Genomic DNA, 23,001 nt, shown 5'->3' with positions numbered 1-23,001 from the left:
ATTGGTAATAACTTATTGTTGAATAAATTAAATCGCACATTACCAAATTACGGTTTATTTATAACCAATAACTGGTTTATTGTAAACCAAAAAAAATTTAACGCGCTTAAGTTTAAGCAAAAGCTATATAAATTTTGTAGTCGCGCTCAGTAAATAACTAAAACTTATTCATATCAAATAACTTTATAGTTAACATACGCCTGTGCTTATTTTTGAAATTAATAAGGAAGTGTTATGTATTTAGGCTCTTGTTTGTGTGGAAAAGTAAATGTGAAAATTACAGGCAATATTACCAGTATTATTCACTGTCACTGTTCTTTGTGTAGAAAAAATAGCGGAACAGCGTTTGCTACAAATGGTTTTGTAAACGCTGATGAGTTTTTAATCACTCAAGGGCAAGACTCATTAAGTGGATACGCGTTTAAACCCGGTAGAACACGGTATTTTTGTGCCTGCTGTGGTTCGCCTATTTATAGCGAAAATACCAGTGATAAAAGCCGTTTTCGTATTCGATTAGGTTTACTGGATTCAAATATTGCAGAAAAACCTATATCTCATAATTTTGTTACATCAAAAGCGAATTGGGAACAGTTAGAAACCAGTTTGCCTTGCTATGAAAAGCATGAACCCGGTCGCTAATTAAAAAGATTCAATGTGGTAAATATGATTAATATCTTGATATAAATTGGGAGCAAGATGTTTAAAAACGTCAGAATCTTGAATATTGTCGACGGTAATGTGTTTTAGTGAGCTAGGGCTTAAAACAATAACAATGTTTTTATACTCATTAAATTCAACAAGTGCGATTGCTTTAAAGTACTTTCTTAACAAGGCCAACAACAGCTGTAACTCTTGACCTGTTTTAGGGTTTAAGTTGAGTGTTATTTGACTGCTTGAATTGCAACAGCGCGTCATGTTTTGCCAAAAAAGAGCGCTGTTTAAAAATGGTTGGTGGTACTCTCCACTGAATATGTCGATGGTGATCACATCGTATTTAATTTTACATTGCTGGATAAATTGCTCTGCTGACTCTAAAAATACAGAGTGTGGTTTTGGCAAATAAAAATGTGTTTGTGCAATTTCAACCACATCAGGGTTAATTTCAACGGTGTTGAAGGTGTGTAGAGTATTTAAAAATTTTGTTTTATTGAATAGATAATAGATAACTCGCTCCACGCCCGCGGTTCCCAGCCCTAAATTTAGCATTTTAAGATTGGTTATCGGTTTTAATAAAAACAGTAGCATGCTCTGATTTACAGGTACCAAAACTTGCTCTGAGTTGCTTTTACTCATTACGCCCTGAATAACAGCATCTTGTTCACGTTTTTCGTCAAGTGTTAACCAACGGTATTGCGCGTTTTCATAAACATAGATAGGACCAAGCGTGGTTTGCTTAAATTGTACAAGGTTACATTTTAACGTTTCATTTTTTAGCTGGCGCATACTCTTACTTTTTAAATTGACTACTTAAACGGAACTCTGATTAAGTGATTTACTAACGTGTTAAATCATGATGATAATTAAATTTTACTAGTTTGGGACTTTTAATAAAAACAAGGCGAATTTATGCGCAATAGGTGCTTGGGATCGCTCTATTATCCAGAGTCTAAGTTTCTTAGTTTGGCACGAAAATAAAAAGTTTACTTAAGTTATTTGGTTATAAGTTTATTGATTTGCTTTACCGTGTAGTATTTTGGTTTAAATTAAATCATTTAAAACATTCAAGGAGAGAAAAATGGGATTAATTTTAGGCCCTGTGCTGTTAATTTGGCTCGCTATTTTTATTTACTCAATTCGACTCGGTTATTTGCTTATTTATAAAAATATGGCATTAGAGATCACGCTAATTACTTTCACCGTTGCTTTAGTTGGTGCTATTGCCTTTGTATTTTATGGTTACAGGCAATTTATAAATGAAACGTCGTTGTGGGCATTTGAAATACCCAGCTATTTTGTATTCAACAAATTTGCAATATTCATTGTTGTTTTGGCTATATGTTTACATTTTTTTTCTACTAGTATGCAAACAAGCGCAGCCGTTAATTGTGTGGTGTTTATACTTTTGTTTATGTTTTCTGCTGCAGTGTTATTAAGTGTGGGGTTACATGACCGTTTTATAGGTTATAACAATATCCAACTTACTCATTAATTCAAGGGTAGAAGATGAGATCGTTTATTTGCGCTGTACATTTTGTGTGTGCTCAATGGTTGAAAAAAGTTGACCCAAATAATACGCACACGGGGCACAAGGCGAGTGTCTTAATCGGTATGGTGCTATCTATTTATATTGGTTTATTTGCTCTTTTCTTTTGTTTTGATTATGTAAAACTACTTACTGATTCCGTTAGAAATAATTTAATCGTGTTCAGTACACTTTATTTAGCGTTAATTTTAGGGGGTATGCATTTAGCGTTGGGTAACGCTGTGGAATATAAAAGCAGAGTTCGTGCAAGGTTGAATACAACAGTGCTTAGGCATTACACGCTTGGGTTAAAACTTTGGATATTTGGTCTGCTACCTTACTTTATAGCTTTGGTAACTATTTTTATATTGAACTCGAATTAGTACTATTCTTTTCTGCGCTTTAGCGTGCTTATTTTCGTATCTACCTCAAATTAATTGCGATATACAAATACATAGGTAATTGTAAACCAATATAAATAAGGAGCTACATAGATGCTTAAACCATCAATTAAATTATTAAAGCTAAGCATTCTTGCGTTTGCTTGCTCAGCATCAAGTGGCGTTATTGCGGCTGATATGCAATATAAAGATCAACAAAATCTGCATGATATTGCGGCAAGTGTGTCAGCAGAGCGAATTGGCAGCGATATTCAAACGCTGGTGGACTTTGGTACACGCCATACACTTTCAGAGACTAAATCTGACACTCGAGGTATTGGTGCTGCTCGACGTTGGATTAAAGCTGAGTTTGAAAAAATATCCGCACAATGTGGTGGTTGCCTAGAGATTATTGAGGTATCAGACACTATTTCAGGCGAAAAACGCATACCTGATCCTGTTGAGGTGGTAAATATTGTTGCTATTCAGCGCGGCAGTACTGAACCAAATAGAATGGTGATGATGTCGGGTGATATAGACTCACGTGTAAGCGATGTAATGGATTTTACTAGTGACTCTCCTGGCGCTAATGATAATGCATCGGGCGTTGCTGGTGTTATTGAAGCGGCACGCGTACTGAGTAAATATAAATTTAATGGCTCTGTGGTTTACGCTGCGTTATCAGGGGAAGAGCAGGGGTTATTTGGTGGTAAAATTTTAACCGCGCATGCTCAAAAGAATAACTGGCAAGTACATGGTGTTTTAAATAATGACATGATTGGCAATATTACCGGTATAAATGGAGTGACTGACAACACAACCGCACGTATTTTTTCAGAGGGCACACGTGTTGTTGAAACAAAAGCACAGGCTCGTACTCGTCGATTTACGGGTGGTGAGGTTGACTCTGCAAGTAGAAATTTAGCCCGTTATATTGATACTGTTGCAGATAGGTACATCCCCAACCTTGATACAATGCTTGTTTACAGGCTAGACAGGTTTGCACGAGGCGGGCACCATCGTCCATTTAACGATGCTGGGTTTGCAGCAGTGCGCATAATGGAAACAAACGAGCATTATGATCGTCAACACCAAGACCTACGAACAGAAAATGGCATTGCATATGGCGATACGATTGACGGGGTTGATTTTGATTATGCAGCTAAACTAACGTCACTCAATGCGGTAACTATGGCATCTATGGCTTGGGCTCCAGCCCCTCCTAAAGACGTTAAAATTACTGGCGCAGTAAAGGCTAGTACTTCGTTTTCGTGGCAAAAAAGTAATGATGACACAATTGCCGGTTATAAAATATATTGGCGTTACACAAGCGAGCCGCAATGGCAGTTTAGTAAATACGTTGGTAATGTTTCTGATTTCACACTTGAGAATGTAGTAATAGACAATTATTACTTTGGTATTTCATCTGTTAGTCATGATGGTTTTGAGTCGCCCGTTGTGTTTCCGGGGGATGTTGGTTCGTTTGACCATGATATAAAATAGTAATTTGTATAAAAACAAAGCAGTCAGAGTTTTTAAAGTGCAAGCAGCCTGTTTTATGCTTGCACCTTATTTACTAAGACCTTACAGTGTTTAAAAAGAAGTAATAAGGTCATTACAATGGAACAACAACAAAAACAATTAACACCTGAAGAGCAAGCACTAGCTGAGCAACAACGTGTTGCATGGCAACGTGGATGTTTTCAAACAGCACAAAAGTATCTAGCAGAAAAAGGCATTATGCCTAAATCTGTAGTTGAGCAAGACAGCCGCTTTTTAGCCCCTATATGCGCCATGTGGAAATTTAAAGCGCAAAACGGAAAAACGTATTGGGTTGTTACTGGACAATTACCAACAGACCATGCTGAAGTGGGTGCAGCGTCAGATGCGCGTGATGCTATGCGTTATTTTTCATTGCAATGGCAGTTAAAAGCAGACCAGATAATGAGTGCGGGCGCACGAGATAAAACACAGGCAGACTTTGCTAACCTATTAGTGAAAAGAGCACATGGCCTTTACGAGTTATACGATAACGATAAACTGTGGGCTCACGAACCAAAATAATCCAAAAAGGGTAATCAAGCTTTGATTACCCTTACAATTTAATTAATGAACTAGTGTGAAAGGTGTTGTATCAGCACACCTAACCGGGCATTTCATTCTTTGCCTAGGTATACCTGCCTCCATAAACACATTACCCTGTTTTATAAAGCCGTTACGTTTAAATCGTTCAACTTCGTGTAGAACACAATTAACGCTAATTGATTCAATACCTTGTTCTACTGCTATGTCAAAAATATAATTAAGTAACGAGCAGTAAACATTTCGGTTTCTGTGATCAGGCAGTACAGCTAAGCGTCCAATTAAGCCATCATTACATAGGCGGGCTGTTGCGACGGGACAAAAGCTGTCGTCTGTAACAAGCACATGCAAAGCTAATTTATCGAGGTTATCGAATTCAACTCGTTTAGGGATATGTAATTCGTAAACAAATACACGCTCCCTTATTTGTTGTAACTCATTTTTTTGTCGATCCCATTCAACTTTGTTTATACGATAACCCACAATTGCCTCCTACTTGTTACTCTTGGTTTGCGTTAAACCAAATGCCTTCATTAACAAGTATAGTAAACATTTGAACAAAAACTAGACTATTTTGAGCGTTAGCTAACTCATTAGTATTAAACTCGGTTTCGTCCGTTAGTAATTTTACTGCTGCTATGTCCCCGATAGGAAGAGTGAAATTATCACCATTAATACTTACTAAAAGCTCATTTTCACAAAGCTGATAAATTGCTCGTGTTCCACCTACACGTTCAAAAATAGTATCTGACTCTGCTAACTCGTTTGCTATTTGATCTTGGGTAAAAGCAGGTTCTACTGGTGCCAAGTCCATTTCATGTTTGGGTTGGCTTAAGGTTTTGCCAAGCCATTGCTTGAATAGACCATCATCTTCTAGCATTGAGGCGATAAGATGCTTAACCTTTTCAGCTTCATTATTTGTAAGCTCACCTTTTGAGGCTCTTGTAACTAAGTTGTGGTCTGTGTAGCGTTTTTGACCGCTTTCAGTATCAATAACATGATCGGCAAAGCTTGATAGTAAATCTTGCTGATTTGGTGCTCTAAATCCAACAGAGTAATTAAGTGCATTTTCAACCGCGTAGCCTTCATGCGGGCAGCCTGGTGGAATATATAAAATATCACCGGGCTCTAAAATGCAGTCTATGACTGCTTCAAAGGCTTCAACTTGCAATAATTTTTTATTTTGAGCAAATTGCTTAAGGGTTGGGTCGGGTAGGCCAACTCGCCAATGACGCTTTCCTTCACCTTGAATAATGAAAACATCGTATTGATCTAAATGCGGGCCAACACCCCCATTAGGGGTAGAAAAGCTGATCATTAAATCGTCAATGCGCCAGTTAGGGATAAATCTGAACGGTTCTAGCAGCTGGGCTGCCTCTGGATGCCAGTGGTCGACTGCTTGCACTAATAACGTTGAATTTTCCTCTGTGAGTAAATCAAAGTCCTCGAATGGCCCTTGATGGGTTTGCCAGTCGTTATTGTGATTTGTAACAATACGCGATTCAATAGCGTCTTCCATTGCTAAGCCAGCAAGTTCGTTTGCATCAAGTGGATCTTCAAAGTGACTAAACCCTTGTTTGATCAAAAGAGGTTTTTTTTGCCAAAAGTGGGTTAAAAATTCTTGTTCAGATAAATCGTTTATTTTTAATTGATACATACGTTTGCCTGCCGGTAATTGCTTTGCTTTTTATACAAAAAAAGCGAAAGGATAACCCTTTCGCTTTTTGATAGTGGTGATTAATAATTAAACTAAATCATCAATAAACTCAACCGCACGACCAATGTAATTAGCCGGTGTTAGTTTTTTCATTTCTACTTTAGCAACTTCAGGAAGATCTAAACCATCGATGAAGTCAGCCATTATTTCTTGATTTACGCGCTTTCCACGGGTTAAATCTTTAAGTTTTTCGTATGGCTTTTCAATGCCGTATTTACGCATAACTGTTTGAATAGGCTCTGCGAGCAATTCCCAGTTCTGGTCTAGCTCTTCAAGTAAACGTGGTTCGTTAACTTCAAGCTTGCTAACACCTTTAAGCGTTGATTGATATGCAATAAGCGCATAACCCATACCCACACCAAGGTTACGTAGCACTGTTGAATCGGTAAGATCACGCTGCCAGCGAGATACAGGCAGTTTTTGTGCAAGGTGTGCAAAAATTGCATTTGCTAAACCTAAGTTACCTTCTGAGTTTTCAAAATCAATAGGGTTAACTTTGTGTGGCATAGTTGATGACCCAATTTCGCCAGCAATGGTTTTTTGCTTAAAGTGGTTAAGGGCAATGTAACCCCAAACATCACGGTCAAAATCAAGCAAAATAGTATTAAAACGTGCAATTGCATCAAATAATTCTGCAATGTAATCATGTGGTTCAATTTGTGTGGTAAACGGGTTCAATGTTAACCCTAGGCTCGATACAAACTTATCTGCATGAGTATGCCAGTCGTAATCAGGGTAAGCGCTAAGGTGAGCATTATAGTTACCAACAGCGCCATTTACTTTACCAAGCATTTCTACTTGCGCAATTTGATCGCGTTGACGCTTTAAACGCATGTATACGTTTGCAAACTCTTTACCCATAGTTGATGGTGTAGCAGGTTGTCCGTGCGTACGAGTCATCATTGGCACTGCTTTATACTCAATAGCTTTTTCTTTGATGGCGTTGAGTAATTGGTCACAGTATGGCAGTAATACGCTGTCACGTGCTTCAGTTAACATTAAACCATGTGATAGGTTGTTAATGTCTTCTGAGGTACATGCAAAGTGAATAAATTCGTTAATAGCATGTAGCTCTGCGTTATCAGCTACTTTTTCCTTTAAAAGGTATTCAACAGCTTTAACGTCGTGGTTAGTTGTTCGTTCAATATCCTTCACGCGCTGCGCGTCGGCTTCACTGAAGTTATCAACAATAGCGTTTAAAAGTGCATTTGCCTGGTCGCTAAATGCGGGCACTTCTTTAATGTCGCTTGCTGCAGCTAACGCTTGCAACCAACGCACTTCAACAATTACACGGTATTTAATTAATCCAAATTCGCTGAAAATACTGCGTAGTTCAGTGGTTTTGCTGCCGTAGCGACCATCAACTGGCGAGATAGCCGTTAACGCTGAAAGCTCCATAATAACTCCTAAATTTTTGTTTGAACGATAATTAAATTTTTGCTTTAGCAATGGCGATTATTTTTCTTTTTGCAAAGAAAAAATGACGGCGTTTACCGCCCATTTGTCGCCACAATACTGCACTTCTGATGCCGGCAAGTAGTAATGCGCGGATTTTATTTTGAGTGAGTTGCTGTTTTAATAACTCGGGTTTACCATAAACCTGTATTCGGTGCCCAAGGGGGCTTAGCACCGACGAGTATATATCTGCCAAACCGGCAACAACGGTGTCATCGGTTATAGCAAAATGGTCTAAACGACGATGAATATCATCAATACGTTTACCTAATTCGTTTAAGCTTTTGTCGTTTGCGCTAAGTGCTCGCTCAAGCTGCATTAAGCCACCCACATATTTTACAATCTCAACGTCTTTCTGAGCGCCCGCTGATAGCTGTTCCATCAACGTTTTGTAGCCATCTCGTAAATTGTGAGTGCCTTGATATACATCTTCGGGTGATGCTGGCGATGTTTGTACAATACTAGAAAGTAATATGTCTAAATCGTGTTCATTATTACTGCCGTATTGCGCTATTTTTTGTACTTGTTTAGCGGCTTGGCACATAGCGGCAAGCGCCATAACTTGGTGTTCATTCATTACTTGATCACCGAGTCAATAATACCGCCGCCTAAACAAACTTCTTGCGCATAAAATACTGCAGACTGACCTGGTGTAACCGCTTTTTGAGGTTCATCAAATAATACACGGGCCATACCGTCATCACCAACAAGCAAAGTACAGTTTATATCTTCTTGACGGTAACGTGTTTTAACTGTGCAACGCGTTGTTCCTTTTGGACCTACACGGTCTACCCAGTGAAGTTGGTTAGCATTTAAACCATTACTATATAGGCGAGGGTGGTCTTTACCCTGGCCAACAATAAGTACGTTACGCTCGACATCTTTGTCTACAACGTACCAAGGTTCGCCTGAGCCTTCTTTCATACCGCCAATTAATAAGCCTTTTCGTTGGCCAAGTGTGTGGTACATTAAGCCTTCGTGCTCGCCAACGTTATTACCTTCAGTGTCTTCAATAACACCTGGTTGTGCAGGTAAAAACTTTTGTAAAAAGTCTTTAAACTTACGTTCACCAATAAAACAAATACCAGTGCTGTCTTTTTTATCATGTGTGATTAAATCTTGCTCTTCAGCAATACGGCGCACTTCTGGCTTGGCGATATCGCCTACAGGGAAAAGCGTTTGAGCAATGTGTTCATGACTTAACGTGTATAAAAAGTAACTCTGGTCTTTGTTGTTATCTAAACCACGGCACATTACATATTTGTCGTCCCGAAGCTCACGACGCACATAATGGCCTGTCGCAATAAAGTCAGCTCCGAGTGCTTGTGCAGCAAATTCCAAGAAGGCTTTAAATTTGATTTCCTTATTACACATAATATCGGGGTTAGGCGTGCGGCCTGCTTTGTACTCTTCTAAAAAGTATTCAAATACGTTATCCCAATATTCAGCTGCAAAGTTAACAGTATGAAGTTCGATACCTAACTTGTCACACACGGCTTGCGCATCTTTTAGGTCTTCTGCAGCGGCACAATACTCGTCATTGTCGTCTTCTTCCCAGTTCTTCATAAACAGGCCTTCTACTTGGTAGCCCTGTTGTTGTAACAAATATGCAGATACTGAAGAATCAACACCGCCGGACATGCCAACGATGACTTTAATGTGACTATTTTCGCTCATGAATAATTTCGCTTATACAGATTACTGTTAACTTGGAAAGGCCGCGATTATAGCATGTATTTTGTTTGCGCTTAAAGAGACTAACAAGGCAAACCTTACAATTAGTGAGTAATTTATTAATATAATAAATAGCTAAGATACCTAAGGCGCTTACATAACATTTTTTTGATAAAAGTTGATTCTAATTCTACGCTTAACTTAAAGAACAAAATACGAGCCATATGTTAAAAATTAATAATAAGTTCTTTAAAAGTGATTAGAGTATATATACACTCATTAATAATAAAGTTTGATGGGTTAGCCCATTCAATAAGCTGTAAAATATAATCAATGGAATGAATATATGAATCACGCATACAAAATTAATAAAATTAGATCGTTTGTAGAACAAAACAAACACCAAGTAAATCTCATCTCAAATAAGCTTTTAATCATAAACCTGCAAGAATTAAAAAAGTCAGCCTACCATCTTTTTTATGAACTAATAAAACTCAAGCATGCTCAGCAAGCGCAATCCCATCACCAAATCAGTGATTTGTTTAATTTAATTAAAAACACTACAGAAGTGCTTAGCCTCGAAATGAAGCTTTTAGATAAATTAGAACACTGGTGGCTAGAATGGTATTTTGCTTTACAAATGCATGAACAATTGAGCGCTGAAAGTAAAGAAATGCCGATGAGTTTTTTATCACGCAGTACCTTAAACCCAATGCGAAAACATGAGATAAGTCACTATGCTAAATTATTTTCAGTGCTCCCTATGCCAGTGTGTAATGTGTGTAGCAAAACCGGTGATATTCTTAGGGTAAACCAACGGTTTGTAGATGTGTTTGGTTATACTGTTGAGGATGTGCCTAACCTACATGCATGGTGGAAAAAGGCCTATCCAGATCCGCACTATAGAGTGCAAGCTCAAAATTTATGGTCTGAAGCTTTGAAAAAAGCGAAAAGTAGTAATGACGATATACCTGCCAATAACTACACAGTTGCACGTAGTGATGGCACTCAAGTGGTTATGGAGGTATCGGGCATAAAGATAGGCGAAGAATTTTTAGCCGTATTTAAAGATGCAACCGAGCGAATAGAGGCTGAGGATATTTTAAGGGATATGGCGTTTTTGGACTCATTAACCAAAATTGCCAACAGACGTCGATTTGATGAAAAACTTGCTCATGAATTTGATAAAGCTAAGGAGTGTGAAGGGGCAATATCGTTAATAATTATTGATGTTGATTTTTTTAAACAGTTTAACGACCGTTACGGACATTTGGCTGGGGATTCTTGCTTATATGAAGTGGCTCAAACTATTGCATCGACAGTAAATCGTCCTGAAGACTTTGTTGCCAGATATGGTGGTGAAGAGTTTGTTGTATTGCTCCCTGATACTGATAAGGAAGGTGCATTATTTATTGCTGAGCAAATACAAAAGGCCGTTGAAGCTTTAGCAATTGTGCATGAGGATACCTACAGTGGCTTTTTGTCAGTGAGCATGGGCGTTAACTCAACGGCTAGTTCCCAAGACGATAAGGTAAGCTTTGTTAAAGGAGCCGACAACGCACTGTATTATGCAAAAGAGCAAGGCCGAAACTGTATTGCACTACACTCTGAAAGTTAGATTAAATTTTTATTACAAAGGTTTAGGTGAGGGGGTAGCGATGGCGTGAAAGTTTTGCTCTATTTTTACTTATCCTTACATGGATGCAAGTCAGAAGAATAAGCTGGAGCAATTACACACCCCACGTCACTAAGTAATCCCTCTAGGCAGAGTAAACTTTAAAACACACCATTAATATGCCTTAATTTTTTATTAGTTGAAAATAGTATCTAAGCTTAATATCGGACGCGTCACCGCGTCATCAATGCACTTTTGAACGAGCGGGCTTCGCAGTGGTAAAGATTTAATTTTCTCTAGGTTGAACCAATGGGCACTTATAATATCATCATCAATAGGGTTAAGTTGTTGGTTGGTGCCACTAGCATCAAATAAAAAACAAAACCTTAGGTAATGAACGCCGTTGTCAGCGTACAAGTTATAAACACCTAAAAAGCCTGTAGGGGTGAGCGATAAACCTGTTTCTTCATGTAATTCGCGGCTTGCTGCTTGAGCTAGTGTTTCGTTCTTTTCTAAATGACCAGCCGGTTGATTATAGCAAATTTGCTTAGTAAATTTATCGCGTTCTTTTACTAATAAGTATTCGTTATGGTTTTTAACTATTGCGGCTACTGTTACATTTGGTTTATGCATTAATGCTACCTTTAATGATTTTATATTCACCAGTATTAATGTCGTCTAAAGTGTAATTACCTATGCTGTAACGAATTAGCCTAAGAGTAGGATGGCCAATGTGAGCTGTCATTCGGCGAACTTGTCTATTTTTACCTTCATTAATGGTAATACTGAGCCATGAGGTAGGTATAGACTTTCGTTCACGTACAGGGGGAGTTCGTTGCCAAATGTTAGGCTCTTCTATCATTTTTACATTAGCAGGCAGTGTGAGCCCATCTTTAAGCTCAACGCCTTTACACAAAGCTTGTATTGACTCAGTCGAAGGCTCACCTTCTACTTGAACCCAGTACGTTTTATTGGTTTTTTTATTAGGTGCTGTTAATGTATTTTGTAGTTTCCCGCAGTTTGTGAGCAGCAATAAACCTTCGCTATCGCGGTCTAAACGTCCTGCAGCATATACATCCTTGATAGGAATAAATTCAGCTAGCGTCTTTCTGTCTGCATCGTCTGTAAATTGACAAAGCACATCAAATGGCTTGTTAAAAAGTACAATTTTTTTGTCTTTAGCGTCTATTTGAGGTTTTATTTCTCTTTTGTTTGTAGGCTTTTTAATTGCACTTCTAGAATACGTGCGACCCGTATTACGCTTGGTTGAGGAAGCGGGGGGTTGCTTGTTACTCGATTTACTTCTCATTAAATACACCTTGCTGGTTTTGGTAATCCAGCAATTTTTGTGGCTTGTTTAGCTGGGCCTTTTGGAAACAATTTATAAAGGTAAATACTATTACCTTTATCTTCTCCGAGTGCTTTGGCCATGGCTTTTACTAGCATGCGGATGGCTGGACTTGTGTTGTATTCAAGATAAAATTCGCGGACGAAGTTAATCACTTCCCAGTGTTGTTCGCTAAGCGATATGTTTTCTTGCTCTGCAATAATGGGGGCTAGTTGCTTAGACCATTGTGTATGGTCGAGTAAATAACCTTGTTTATCTGTGTCTATTGTTTGTTGGTTAAATTCAAGCATGGATTACCAAGTAATTAATTGCGTAGAGGTTAAAGTAAGAGACACAAACTCGTCATAGCTAATGGCAGTGTCGTTATTTGATAGCTTAATTGCACGAACGAGTGCGTCCTCTTCAAGTACTAAGAGGGTGTCTGAAAATTGTTTAAATTGTTTATTAGCAAAGCATGCGTCACCTAAAAGCAATATACGGTCATCAGCACAAATTAAGTTTTCTAGCTGGTTAGCAGAATAGTAATTTAATGGTTTTGAAAAAATATGTAGTGTGCTCATAAGGTCACCACGTGATGTTGTTTTTTGATAAGTGTTTGTTGTTCACCAAATGTAACCGCGTGCGCGTCTATGAGTAAATCAGTTTTACTTAGGCCATAATCAAGGAGCGATTTTTCACATACATAGATGTTTTCTACGTCATAAACTTCTAGCGTTTTTATGTTTTTAAAAAAATCTTTAATACCTATGGTGGAAGGGGTTTGATTCTTTTTTAATGCTAAAACAGCGGGGCCACTAAATAACCAGCTTATGTTTTGATCGACAGCTGCAAAAATTAACGTCATATCGAGGGCATCTCGCAGGTTAAGATCATCAAATGGGCTACTTTGACTCATTACTAATACATTAATCATTTAAATTGCACCCACTTATCAGCGTCGCTTACAAGCATTGCGAATTCAGCTAAACCTGCAACAGAAAATACGCCTGTGTTTGACGTATCTAAGCCTCTTTTTTCTGCCGCGGTTACACACAGCATAAGATTAATATTTTGACTTGATAGCGCCTGCCATAATGCGCTAATTTGAAGCTCGTCAGAGGCTAAGTCAAAATGTGTTGATGCATGATAAACGCCTTGCTGATACAAAAATATTGCGTCTATGGTGTGCCCTTGAGATAAACACGCATTAGCAAACTTAATTATGCGTTGGCTGGTGTCGTGATCTGATGGTGGTGTGTGTAATGAAAGAACAAATCGTGCCAAAACAATTCCAATAAAAAAGCCCCAATAAAGGGGCTATTTTAACAGAACTATTTAATTAGTCATCACTTGCGCCAAGTAGGTGCAGTAGTGAAGTAAATAGATTGTACACATTTAGGTATAAAGATACTGTAGCGCGAATGTAGTTAGTTTCTCCGCCGTTAATAATGCGGCTTGTATCAAATAAAATTAAGCCAGACATAATTAATACAACCGCAGCGTTAAGCACCATAAACATTAAAGAACTACCGATGAATATGTTAACAATGCTTGCAACAATAACCACAATTAGGCCAACCGTTAAAAAGCCGCCCATAAAAGAGAAGTCTTTTTTGGTGTTGAGCGCATATGCAGATAGACCAAAGAAAATAAGTGCTGTTGAACCAAGAGCTTGCATTATAAGCATTGGGCCATTAGGCATGGCAGCGTAATGGTTTAACATTGGACCTAAACCAGCACCCATTAAACCTGTGAAAGCAAATACCCAAAATACACCCGATGCGGTGTCAGCTTTTTTGTTTACAACAAATAATAAACCAAACGAAACCAGTGTGAACACAATTCCCATAAAGTAAGGTAATTGTAGTGCCATTGAGATACCGGCAGTCACTGCACTAAATGCAAGTGTCATCGCAAGTAAAAAGTAGGTGTTTTTAAGTACCTTGTTTGTTTCAATGGTAGACATTACCGGTTTAGCGGTATTGTACGATTGATTAAACGCCATTGTAGAGCTCCTTTAAGTGAAACGTGTGTTTCGATAATTTAACTAAAATTAGATTACCAACTCTTATATGTTTGGGCAAACCTTTGTGGATCAATAGACATTAATTTTTTAATTAAAGTTCATTTAACCACCAAAAAGAAAGTTTTTGTTTTATCTTTGAACAAATTAATTGTTTTTTAAGCACTTAAGCAATTTTTTTAAAAAAAAGCTTCACAAAGCCAACGGGTTTCCCTATTATGCAGGCCGTGCGGAGAGATGGCAGAGTGGTCGAATGCACCGGTCTTGAAAACCGGCATAGGTTTGTAGCCTATCTAGGGTTCAAATCCCTATCTCTCCACCACTTATTACAATAACTATGAGTACACTCTTACTTGTAGTTTATAGCACTTTAGGAGAGATGGCAGAGTGGTCGAATGCACCGGTCTTGAAAACCGGCATAGGTTTGTAGCCTATCTAGGGTTCAAATCCCTATCTCTCCACCATTACATTAAAGCCCGCTAAACAGCGGGCTTTTTGTATTGGAAACAAAATTCTTCACTTAATTATGACCCGCTTTTTATCCACGAGTCATATCTAAAGTTCATTGAACGCTAATATGTATATTTTACATCACGAAACAATGTTTATTTAGCTTCATGTTTGACTTTCTTGCCGATTAAAAATCACTATAAAAAGAGTTTAAATGCAATAGAATGCGCATATTAATGTGTGTTACTTTTAAATATCTCAAAACTAAAGGTATATAAAATAGGATGTTGTGGCTAAAAGATGACTTAGAATCAAGGAAGTTAGTTATATATCGTGCTGTTATGTTCTCGTTTATAACACTTTTTGTACTTTTTATTTTTCAACCGTTTGGTACTTCAAACGATAGCGAACCCTATAAGTTACTCCGGCTATCTGGATATGGGTTAGTCACCTTTTGTGCTTTGCTCCTATCGGGTGCAATTGAAATCGCATTACTCAAAATAAACTTTAATGATAAGTTAAAACATTTAACTATTATTCCTTTTACATATTTACTGATAACAGCATTATTTAATCACGGGTATTTTGTGGTTGCAGTGCTGGGGTCTTGGCACTGGCAAAATCAATTACTCTTCGTGGGATATATATTTTGTATTGGTGTATTTCCCCTTATATTTTTACTTCTGGTAAACCGGCACGTAAAAAATTTAATACCCTCAAGCGCAGCTGACGAAAATCAAACGCGGTTAGAAGAAACTGCGTTAGAGACAATCTCACTTAAAGGCGAAAATAAAAATGATGAGGTTAAAGTTGCTCACCATCACATCTTATTTATTAAATCTGCTGATAATTACTGTGAAATCACCATTTTTGATGGTGATAAAATAGTTCAGAGTTTATTACGAACATCACTTACAGGATTGTTAAGACAACTACCTCACAATACATCTGTTATAAAATGCCACCGTTCTTATGCGATCAACTTACAAAGCGTTAAGCATTATAGTGGTAACGCAGGTGGGTTACAGTTATCACTTAATGAATCAAATGTTACAATACCAGTGTCTCGCACCTACGTTAAAACAATAAAAGACGCTTTGTTGTTAGCCCCAAAAACATGTTAACCACCCCAAAACAGTGAGTTTTATACCTTAAACTGCAGCTAAGCCCTAATGAGTCGCTTTGTGCTTATGCTATTGCCAGGATTAAGTTGAATTTAACAACTTAACGAGGAAAAGAGGTATGAAACACGCTATGCATGCGTTTCTAATAATTACTATATTTATATTTTGTCACTACGTAATGAGGCATTTTTGGGGAGATGGTTGGTCTAGCTGGTTATCTAATATTGATAACCAAACTGATATTTTATTCATTCCCGCTAAATTTACCTTTTTATATGGTCCGTTAGTTGCTGCTGCCATTGTTTTGTTTAAACAAGAGAGGTTGTTTGAGTCAATAGGACTTAGCTTTGATGGATTCATTAATTATACACTTGCAGCGTTGCTCTGTTGTATTCCTATGACTCTAGGGTATGCATTTTTAAGTAGTGAACTTCATCTTTCGATATCAGCGATCATTACGGGTTCGGTTTATGCCGGTTTTTTTGAAGAGGTTATCTTTAGAGCTGCATTATTTGGTGTGCTATTTAAATACTGCCGTTGGGGCTTTATACCTGCAGCGTTAGTTAGTTCTGTGATATTTGGTATGGGGCACATTTATCAAGGCAATGACCCTTTATCTGCAGTGATAGCAGTTACGGTAACAACGATTGCAGGGACTTGGTTTGCGTGGCTGTATTGCGAATGTGGATACCGTATTTGGTTCCCAATGTGGATGCATATTTTTATGAATGCGGCTTACGGGATCTTTGGGATGTCAGGTGGGGCAGCAGGGGATTTACAAGGTAATCTATTTAAGGCAACAGCAATTGTATTAAGTATTGTGTATGTAGAGATGCTAATTCGAAAAGGTAAACCACGCGAAGTAGTTTTATCTAAATTGCTTCAAACCCGAGCTCATTCAGCTGCGTGTGCAGTAAATTAACATTAAATGCAGGAGTTATTATGTTCGAATTATTTATGGTTATTATTGTATTTAGCTCACCCGTTCTGTTATTGGCAGCCCTTAAGCGCTACTTCAGTTATAAAACCTCAAAGGTTGAGACACAAGCAAAATTGCAAAGTGCTATTGATGCTTCAAAGATCGTAGCATTAGAAAAACAATCAAAAGTCTTAAACGAAAGGCTGGCGGTGCTAGAAGAAATTGTAACTTCTCGTCGTTTTGAACTCTCAAGCCAAATAGCTCAGTTATGACAACTGAGCTGTTTTGAGCTTAAAACTTTACGCTTATAAAAAGTGATGAGTTGATGGCGTAATGTGGTTTATTTTTGTTCGTAATTTACGACCATAGTCTCTGTTTCTAACTTTGGGTTCTTGGTGCATGCTTATAAATAGAGTTTAAGTGTGTTGTTAAGGACTATTAAATGAAACACCAATTAGCAAAAAGCGTTGCGCTTTCATTACTTTCTCCTGTGATTATGGGTAGCCTATTAGGTATTTATTATTCAATAACGCTACAAGGTGAATTTGTCTCTATATTTTTTTCATTATTGATGACAGCCATATCTAATGCGCATATTGTTGGCTTAACAATGGCTGCATTTGTTGTCCCAGGCTATTTATTAATGTTTAAATATTCAAAAGTAAACTATTCCGGTGTTTTAACGCTTGGTTTACTTGGTGGTGCTATTTTTAGCTTTCTTTTAAGTGCCTCCACAGGCGAAATATTTTTAATAAATAGTGTTATGTCAGCAATAGCGGCAGGGCTGTTTTTATTTGGTCTTCGTAAAACTTCAAAATCATAATCGCGTCTTTATTAACCAAGGACGCTTTTAAACTACGGAAATTCCTTTTTTTTACCTGCAAAAGGTTCCAATTTTTCATCACAAAGAGTACCTTTAGCTACTGTATGTTTAATAAGAAGTAGTTTGGTATGCAAAAGCACGATTTTTACCAGTCATTAGTTAAACAAACTGAATCGCTGATTGCCGGTGAGTCGAATGTAATTGCTAATATGGCAAATATAAGCGCGCTGTTATTTACCTCTTTAGATGATGTAAATTGGGCGGGCTTTTACTTTATTGATTCGCCGTCAGAATTAGTGCTAGGCCCATTTCAGGGTAACCCAGCATGTATCCGTATTCCAGTTGGAAAGGGTGTATGTGGAACGGCTGCAGCTACGTTGCAAACACAACTAATTGAAGATGTTCATGCCTTCGATGGGCATATTGCCTGTGATGCAGCATCGAACTCTGAGATTGTTGTACCTATCATGAAACATGGTAAAATATTTGCAGTGCTAGATATTGATAGTCCTAGTATTTCTAGATTTGACACTGATGACAAAGCGGGATTAGAAGCATTGGTTAAATGCTTTGAGGCTAGCTTGTAATGAAAGATTTGCTAAATGTTCAGGACTACCTGTTTGCTATACAAGATGTAGGCGATTGGGAAGGCGAAGAAGAACATGTAGCGGAAACGCTCAATGATTTGATTCACATTGCTTGGGACAAACTCCCAGATGATTTAGATTGTGAATCAATCGATGAAATAATAAATGGTATTTGGGAACACCTTCGAGGTGATATGGCTGTACTTGAAGCCGATTTCGAAGAACTGGTCGACTGGGTAATACACTATGTTGATTCGTCCCTTGATGAAAAGATGTGAAAAATAGGTTCTAAAATGGAAACCACAAACAAGCTAAAAGATATTAATGAAGTATTGGAGTTCTTGTACCAAGAATTTCCACAATGTTTTAAACAAAAAGACGGTATCAAACCGCTTAAAGTCGGTATTTTTAAAGATATTGCTGAGCGTATTGAAGGGTCTGAAAAAGTAAGCAAGACTCAAGTTCGTCAAGCACTAAGAAAATACACGTCTAACTGGCGTTATCTAGAAGCTGTGACAAAGTCGGAGTTTCGTATTGACCTTGATGGCAATGAAGGTGAAAAAGTTGAGCAAGAGCACATTGATCATGCTCAAAAAGCACTAGAAGAAAGCCGTGCAAAAATGGCGAAGCGCAAGAAACAACAGCGTCCACGTCAAGACTCAGATTCTAAAAACTTTAAGAAGAAGCCTGCACATGCAAACAAGGGCGCTGATAAAAATGCGTCAGCTAGCAAAGCAACTAAATCTGCACCCGCTAAACGTTCAGGTAAAATTGAACCTTTACCAGCAACAGAGGTCAAGGTTAATAACAAGGTTAAAGTTAAACTAGGCCAAGCACTTGTAAATGCAGTAATCACTGAAGTAAATAAAGACGACGTTCATGTTGAATTAGTGACTGGTATGCAAGTTAAAACCAAAGCAGACAGCTTATACACTGTTTAAGTTGTACATAAATTAAGGAGTTTGTATGAGTAAAAAGTTTACGCTCATTCCGGTAGTTGCAGCCCTGTTTTCAGGTTCATTATTTGCTGCTGTAGAGCCTGTCACCATTGATGATTTACCTCTACTCAAGCAAGAAAGTCAACATGGCACTGCCAGTAAGCGCGTGGCAAGCTTATTTACTCGTTCACACTATATCCCGGTTCGATTTAACGATGAACTTTCCAGTAAAGTGTACGATCGTTACATCGAATCCCTTGATTTTAATAAAAGCGTTTTTTTAGCCAGTGATATTGCATCCTTTGAGCAATATCGCGATAGCTTTGACAACGCTTTAACTACCGGCAAGCTAGGCTTTACGTTTGATATTTTTAATTTAAGCCTAAAGCGCCGTTTTGAACGTTACGAATATTCACTTTCTTTATTAGAAAATGAAATGACGTTCGAAAAACAAGATGAATACTTTTTTGATCGTGAAGATGCAACGTGGCCAACATCGCAAGCAGAGCTAGACGAGATCTGGCGAGAGCGTGTTAAGTACGATGCACTGCGATTAAAAATGACTGGTAAAGATTGGGAAGGAATCAAAGAGGTTCTTACCAAGCGATACAAAAACGCTGAAAAGCGTCTAGTTCAATCTAACTCAGAAGATGCATTTCAAATTGTTTTAAATTCTTTAGCTCGCACGATTGAGGCGCATACGTCTTACTTATCACCAAGACGTGCTGAACAATTTAAAATGGATATGGACCTAGAACTTGAAGGCATTGGCGCTGTACTAACTCCTGACGAAGATTACACCGTAATTCGTAGTCTTGTTCCAGGTGGTCCAGCAGACAAAACCGAACAAATTAAAGCAGATGACCGCATTATTGGCGTAGCACAAGACGGTGAAGATTTTACCGATGTGATTGGCTGGCGTTTAGACGATGTTGTAGATTTAATAAAAGGCCCTAAAGGCACGAAAGTACGTTTGCAATATTTGAAAGGTGCAGATGCTCATGGCACACCTAAAGTGGTCGAAATTACTCGTGACAAAATCCGTCTTGAAGACAGAGCTGCAAAGTCAGAAGTGTTTGAAGCTAAATATTCTGATTTATCAAGCAAGATTGGGGTTATTGAAATCCCAGGTTTTTACAATAATTTGTCTAAAGACGTAAAAGTTGAGTTAGCTAAATTAAAAGAGGCTAAAGTAGACGGTATTATTATCGACTTACGTCAAAATGGTGGTGGTTCGTTATACGAAGCGACCCAGCTTTCTGGCTTATTTTTCGATCAAGGTCCTGTTGTACAAATACATACTCTAAATAACCGAATTGAAGAGCAAAGAGATCGTGATGGAGTTACTTATTACGACGGGCCATTAACGGTTTTAGTTGATCGTTACAGTGCGTCTGCCTCTGAGATTTTTGCCGCTGCAATGCAAGATTATGGTCGCGCTGTTATTATTGGCGAACAAACATTTGGTAAAGGCACTGTGCAGCAACATAAAGGTCTTGCAAGAGCGTATGATCTTTACGATAACCCATTAGGTAGCGTGCAATACACCATAGCTAAATTTTACCGTATTAATGGCGGCAGTACTCAGCACAAAGGTGTTATTCCTGACATTTCATTTCCATCGGCTATAGATCCTGCCGAGTGGGGTGAAAGTAAACAAGATAATGCACTTCCTTGGGATAGCATTGTTAAAGCAAAATATAAAAAGTTAGGAAATTTAACTCCAGTTATTCCTTACCTAGAAAAGCAGCATAAAGATCGTATTAAATCTGAACCTGAGTTCGGCTACGTGTTTGATGATATAGCGTTGTACAACGAAGAAAAAGATCGTAAAACGATTTCTTTAGTTGAAGCCACGCGTATTAAAGAAAAAGAAGAAGGTGTAGCGCGTGCATTAGTTCGTACAAATGAGCGCTTGAAACGATTAGGTAAAGATCCGGTTGAAAACCTAGATGATGTACCAGATGTAATTGATGAGCTTGACCCGTTCCTTGAAGAAGCGGCCTTAATTACTCAGGACTACATTAACTTTGGTCGCATCGCCAAAAAGTAAAAACTGGTTTTATCACTACAAAAAAGGCGCTCGTGCGCCTTTTTTGCTACCTATCACAGCCTAAATTGTTATAATCTCTAACTATTAAAAATTGAGCCGTCTTAGAAATGCTCAGTTAATACGCACTAAGTGCTAAAAATAATAATTAAACACGCTGTATGTGTGTAGGAGTCTCAACTTTGAACCCATTGGATGATAAACCAGTAAAACCCGCCTCATTTCTTGATGCATTAATTCCTATTTCAGTTTTAATTTGTTTGTTAGGGGCTGCGGTTTACTTATTTGGTGACAACTCGTCATCTGGACCAAACCAAATTGCACTTTTATTTGCAACCTTCGCAGCTGCTCTAATTGGCCTAAAAAACGGCTACACGTGGAAAAAGCTTGAGCAAGCTATGATTGAGGGTATAACGCTCTCTCTTGGCGCTATATTAATCTTATTAATGGTAGGTGCTTTGATAGGTACTTGGTTGTTATCGGGCACAGTACCAACGCTAATATATTATGGCCTGCAAGTAATTAACCCTAGTTGGTTTTATGCAGCAAGTTGTTTAATTTGTGGCATTGTGGCTATGAGCATTGGTAGCTCGTGGACCACTGCAGCTACAATTGGTGTTGCTTTATTAGGTGTTGCTACGGGTCTTGGTTTAGATCAGGCAGTTACAGCTGGTGCTGTTATATCTGGTGCGTATTTTGGTGACAAACTAAGCCCACTTTCTGAAACAACTAACTTAGCGCCCGCAGTGGTTGGCTCTGACTTATTTGAACATATTCAGCATATGCTATGGACAACAGTTCCTAGCTTTGTGATTGCGCTTATTATATTTATATTTATGGGCTTTAACGCAACGGCTTCTAATGAGGCTGGGCGTTTAGACGAAATTACGCTAATTTTGGAGCAAAACTTCAATATTGGTTTTGAGATGCTCATTCCTTTAATTGTGCTTTTAGTGCTAGCAATTAAAAAAATGCCTGCTTTTCCTGCTATTTCTATTGGTGCTGTGGTTGGTGCTGTTTGGGCTATGCTATTTCAGTCTGACTTAATTGGTTCTCAAATTGATACTTCTCAAGGCGAAGTGGTTGGGTATTTCAAATTAGTATGGACGACATTTTTTGACGGTTTTAGCATCGATACCGGTGATGACAAAATGGACTCACTACTTAGCGGTGGTGGTATGGCGGGAATGTTAACAACGACGTGGTTAATTATGACTGCGCTTATGTTTGGCGCTATTATGGAAAAAACAGGCTTGTTAGACATTTTCGTAAAAAGTATTTTAAAAATAGCGAAAAGTACTGGCTCTTTAATTGCCTCGACTATTGCAACGTGTATTGGTACTAACCTCATTGCAGCCGATCAATATATTGCTATTGTGGTTCCTGGACGTATGTTTAAAGATGAATATAAAAAGCGCGGTTTAAAGCCGGTTAATTTATCTCGCACCTTAGAAGATGGCGGTACGATTACCAGTCCACTTATTCCTTGGAATACGTGTGGTGCTTACATGCAAAGTGTACTTTTAATAAACCCTTTCGATTACGCACTTTACGCTTTCTTTAATTTAATTAATCCCGTTTTAGCTGTTATATATGCATATCTCGGTATTAAGATTTTACGTATTAAGCCGAAACAATCTGCCTAAATTTAGTAG

The 23,001-nt window shown here is 38.1% G+C and carries 27 protein-coding genes and 2 tRNA genes; 16 read left to right on the top strand and 13 right to left on the bottom strand.

The window, feature by feature from the left end; translation table 11 throughout:
• Nucleotides 1-234 precede the first annotated feature (234 nt).
• On the top strand, nucleotides 235-639 hold the full coding sequence (locus RF53_RS07235) for a GFA family protein (RefSeq protein WP_039037107.1): 405 nt from the start codon (nucleotides 235-237) through the stop codon (nucleotides 637-639).
• On the opposite strand, the gene RF53_RS07230 is transcribed toward RF53_RS07235, so the two are convergent.
• The gene (locus RF53_RS07230; protein WP_039037106.1) at nucleotides 640-1,443 is read right to left on the bottom strand and encodes a hypothetical protein; all 804 of its coding nucleotides are present in this window, start codon (nucleotides 1,441-1,443) and stop codon (nucleotides 640-642) included.
• A 292-nt stretch (nucleotides 1,444-1,735) separates the two neighbouring features.
• Between RF53_RS07230 and RF53_RS07225 the strand changes: the two genes are divergently transcribed.
• The 3 genes from RF53_RS07225 (at nucleotide 1,736) to RF53_RS07210 (ending at nucleotide 4,626) form a co-directional block, all read left to right on the top strand.
• Nucleotides 1,736-2,149, top strand: a complete 414-nt coding sequence (locus RF53_RS07225) for a hypothetical protein (RefSeq protein ID WP_039037105.1) — start codon at nucleotides 1,736-1,738, stop codon at nucleotides 2,147-2,149.
• Between the two features lie 527 nt (nucleotides 2,150-2,676).
• Nucleotides 2,677-4,065, top strand: a complete 1,389-nt coding sequence (locus tag RF53_RS07215; RefSeq protein WP_039037103.1) for a M28 family peptidase — start codon at nucleotides 2,677-2,679, stop codon at nucleotides 4,063-4,065.
• Between the two features lie 117 nt (nucleotides 4,066-4,182).
• The gene (locus tag RF53_RS07210) at nucleotides 4,183-4,626 is read left to right on the top strand and encodes a DUF4826 family protein (protein ID WP_006792842.1); all 444 of its coding nucleotides are present in this window, start codon (nucleotides 4,183-4,185) and stop codon (nucleotides 4,624-4,626) included.
• 42 nt (nucleotides 4,627-4,668) lie between these two features.
• Here the strand turns inward: RF53_RS07210 and RF53_RS07205 are convergent, their stop codons facing one another.
• The 5 genes from RF53_RS07205 to mnmA all read right to left on the bottom strand — a co-directional run bounded on the left by RF53_RS07205 (nucleotide 4,669) and on the right by mnmA (nucleotide 9,493).
• The gene (locus RF53_RS07205) at nucleotides 4,669-5,127 is read right to left on the bottom strand and encodes a GNAT family N-acetyltransferase (protein ID WP_039037102.1); all 459 of its coding nucleotides are present in this window, start codon (nucleotides 5,125-5,127) and stop codon (nucleotides 4,669-4,671) included.
• A gap of 16 nt (nucleotides 5,128-5,143) precedes the next feature.
• Nucleotides 5,144-6,301, bottom strand: coding sequence for a ribosomal protein uL16 3-hydroxylase (locus RF53_RS07200; protein WP_039037101.1), 1,158 nt, complete (start codon nucleotides 6,299-6,301; stop codon nucleotides 5,144-5,146).
• Nucleotides 6,302-6,388: 87 nt separating this feature from the next.
• The gene (purB, locus tag RF53_RS07195; protein ID WP_006792839.1) at nucleotides 6,389-7,759 is read right to left on the bottom strand and encodes an adenylosuccinate lyase; all 1,371 of its coding nucleotides are present in this window, start codon (nucleotides 7,757-7,759) and stop codon (nucleotides 6,389-6,391) included.
• A 31-nt stretch (nucleotides 7,760-7,790) separates the two neighbouring features.
• Entirely contained in the window at nucleotides 7,791-8,393 is a 603-nt protein-coding gene (gene hflD / locus RF53_RS07190) for a high frequency lysogenization protein HflD (RefSeq protein ID WP_006792838.1), read from the bottom strand.
• Entirely contained in the window at nucleotides 8,393-9,493 is a 1,101-nt protein-coding gene (gene mnmA / locus RF53_RS07185) for a tRNA 2-thiouridine(34) synthase MnmA (protein ID WP_006792837.1), read from the bottom strand. The genes hflD and mnmA overlap by 1 nt, the downstream gene beginning before the upstream one ends.
• Before the next feature lie 343 nt (nucleotides 9,494-9,836).
• On the opposite strand from mnmA, the gene RF53_RS07180 reads away from it, so the two are divergent.
• Nucleotides 9,837-11,108 carry a sensor domain-containing diguanylate cyclase gene (locus RF53_RS07180; RefSeq protein ID WP_039037100.1) on the top strand — a complete coding sequence of 424 codons (1,272 nt, stop codon included), beginning with the start codon at nucleotides 9,837-9,839 and terminating at the stop codon, nucleotides 11,106-11,108.
• A gap of 192 nt (nucleotides 11,109-11,300) precedes the next feature.
• On the opposite strand, the gene RF53_RS07175 is transcribed toward RF53_RS07180, so the two are convergent.
• From RF53_RS07175 to RF53_RS07145, 7 genes are read right to left on the bottom strand one after another with little or no spacing between them, the layout of a single operon-like run.
• Nucleotides 11,301-11,738, bottom strand: a complete 438-nt coding sequence (locus RF53_RS07175; RefSeq protein WP_039037099.1) for an NUDIX domain-containing protein — start codon at nucleotides 11,736-11,738, stop codon at nucleotides 11,301-11,303.
• The gene (locus RF53_RS07170) at nucleotides 11,731-12,414 is read right to left on the bottom strand and encodes a pseudouridine synthase (protein WP_006792833.1); all 684 of its coding nucleotides are present in this window, start codon (nucleotides 12,412-12,414) and stop codon (nucleotides 11,731-11,733) included. The genes RF53_RS07175 and RF53_RS07170 overlap by 8 nt, the downstream gene beginning before the upstream one ends.
• The gene (locus RF53_RS07165) at nucleotides 12,414-12,743 is read right to left on the bottom strand and encodes a TusE/DsrC/DsvC family sulfur relay protein (protein ID WP_006792832.1); all 330 of its coding nucleotides are present in this window, start codon (nucleotides 12,741-12,743) and stop codon (nucleotides 12,414-12,416) included. The genes RF53_RS07170 and RF53_RS07165 overlap by 1 nt, the downstream gene beginning before the upstream one ends.
• Nucleotides 12,744-12,746: 3 nt before the next feature.
• Nucleotides 12,747-13,013 carry a DsrH/TusB family sulfur metabolism protein gene (locus tag RF53_RS07160; protein WP_006792831.1) on the bottom strand — a complete coding sequence of 89 codons (267 nt, stop codon included), beginning with the start codon at nucleotides 13,011-13,013 and terminating at the stop codon, nucleotides 12,747-12,749.
• Nucleotides 13,010-13,366 carry a DsrE family protein gene (locus tag RF53_RS07155; protein WP_008127297.1) on the bottom strand — a complete coding sequence of 119 codons (357 nt, stop codon included), beginning with the start codon at nucleotides 13,364-13,366 and terminating at the stop codon, nucleotides 13,010-13,012. The genes RF53_RS07160 and RF53_RS07155 overlap by 4 nt, the downstream gene beginning before the upstream one ends.
• Nucleotides 13,363-13,716: a sulfurtransferase complex subunit TusD gene (tusD, locus tag RF53_RS07150; RefSeq protein WP_006792829.1), complete on the bottom strand. Its 354-nt coding sequence runs from the start codon at nucleotides 13,714-13,716 to the stop codon at nucleotides 13,363-13,365. Before tusD ends, RF53_RS07155 begins: the two co-directional genes overlap by 4 nt.
• A 55-nt stretch (nucleotides 13,717-13,771) precedes the next feature.
• Complete coding sequence (locus tag RF53_RS07145; protein WP_006792828.1) at nucleotides 13,772-14,437, bottom strand: Bax inhibitor-1/YccA family protein; 666 nt, start codon at nucleotides 14,435-14,437, stop codon at nucleotides 13,772-13,774.
• A gap of 249 nt (nucleotides 14,438-14,686) precedes the next feature.
• Between RF53_RS07145 and RF53_RS07140 the strand changes: the two genes are divergently transcribed.
• The 11 genes from RF53_RS07140 (at nucleotide 14,687) to nhaC (ending at nucleotide 22,992) form a co-directional block, all read left to right on the top strand.
• A tRNA-Ser gene (locus tag RF53_RS07140) sits at nucleotides 14,687-14,777 on the top strand.
• A gap of 51 nt (nucleotides 14,778-14,828) precedes the next feature.
• Nucleotides 14,829-14,919, top strand: a tRNA-Ser gene (locus RF53_RS07135).
• Nucleotides 14,920-15,189: 270 nt separating this feature from the next.
• Nucleotides 15,190-16,029: a LytR/AlgR family response regulator transcription factor gene (locus RF53_RS07130; protein ID WP_006792827.1), complete on the top strand. Its 840-nt coding sequence runs from the start codon at nucleotides 15,190-15,192 to the stop codon at nucleotides 16,027-16,029.
• A 118-nt stretch (nucleotides 16,030-16,147) separates the two neighbouring features.
• Nucleotides 16,148-16,951, top strand: a complete 804-nt coding sequence (locus RF53_RS07125; RefSeq protein ID WP_039037098.1) for a CPBP family intramembrane glutamic endopeptidase — start codon at nucleotides 16,148-16,150, stop codon at nucleotides 16,949-16,951.
• Between the two features lie 20 nt (nucleotides 16,952-16,971).
• Complete coding sequence (locus RF53_RS07120) at nucleotides 16,972-17,220, top strand: hypothetical protein (protein ID WP_006792825.1); 249 nt, start codon at nucleotides 16,972-16,974, stop codon at nucleotides 17,218-17,220.
• A 170-nt stretch (nucleotides 17,221-17,390) separates the two neighbouring features.
• On the top strand, nucleotides 17,391-17,771 hold the full coding sequence (locus RF53_RS07115; RefSeq protein ID WP_006792824.1) for a hypothetical protein: 381 nt from the start codon (nucleotides 17,391-17,393) through the stop codon (nucleotides 17,769-17,771).
• A 128-nt stretch (nucleotides 17,772-17,899) separates the two neighbouring features.
• The gene (locus RF53_RS07110) at nucleotides 17,900-18,358 is read left to right on the top strand and encodes a GAF domain-containing protein (RefSeq protein WP_010556413.1); all 459 of its coding nucleotides are present in this window, start codon (nucleotides 17,900-17,902) and stop codon (nucleotides 18,356-18,358) included.
• Nucleotides 18,358-18,636 (top strand): hypothetical protein, encoded by a 279-nt coding sequence (locus RF53_RS07105; RefSeq protein ID WP_006792822.1) that lies wholly within the window; start codon nucleotides 18,358-18,360, stop codon nucleotides 18,634-18,636. Before RF53_RS07110 ends, RF53_RS07105 begins: the two co-directional genes overlap by 1 nt.
• A 15-nt stretch (nucleotides 18,637-18,651) precedes the next feature.
• Nucleotides 18,652-19,299, top strand: a complete 648-nt coding sequence (proQ, locus tag RF53_RS07100; protein WP_006792821.1) for an RNA chaperone ProQ — start codon at nucleotides 18,652-18,654, stop codon at nucleotides 19,297-19,299.
• 25 nt (nucleotides 19,300-19,324) lie between these two features.
• On the top strand, nucleotides 19,325-21,349 hold the full coding sequence (gene prc / locus RF53_RS07095; protein WP_039037097.1) for a carboxy terminal-processing peptidase: 2,025 nt from the start codon (nucleotides 19,325-19,327) through the stop codon (nucleotides 21,347-21,349).
• Between the two features lie 179 nt (nucleotides 21,350-21,528).
• Nucleotides 21,529-22,992, top strand: coding sequence for a Na+/H+ antiporter NhaC (gene nhaC, locus RF53_RS07090; protein ID WP_200888045.1), 1,464 nt, complete (start codon nucleotides 21,529-21,531; stop codon nucleotides 22,990-22,992).
• Nucleotides 22,993-23,001 lie beyond the last annotated feature (9 nt).

Origin of the sequence: Pseudoalteromonas sp. ECSMB14103 (assembly GCF_000813065.1) — a bacterium.
GTDB classification, from domain to species: domain Bacteria; phylum Pseudomonadota; class Gammaproteobacteria; order Enterobacterales; family Alteromonadaceae; genus Pseudoalteromonas; species Pseudoalteromonas marina.
Note: the sequence above shows the minus strand (reverse complement) of the source record. Positions and strands in the feature narration are given on the sequence as shown.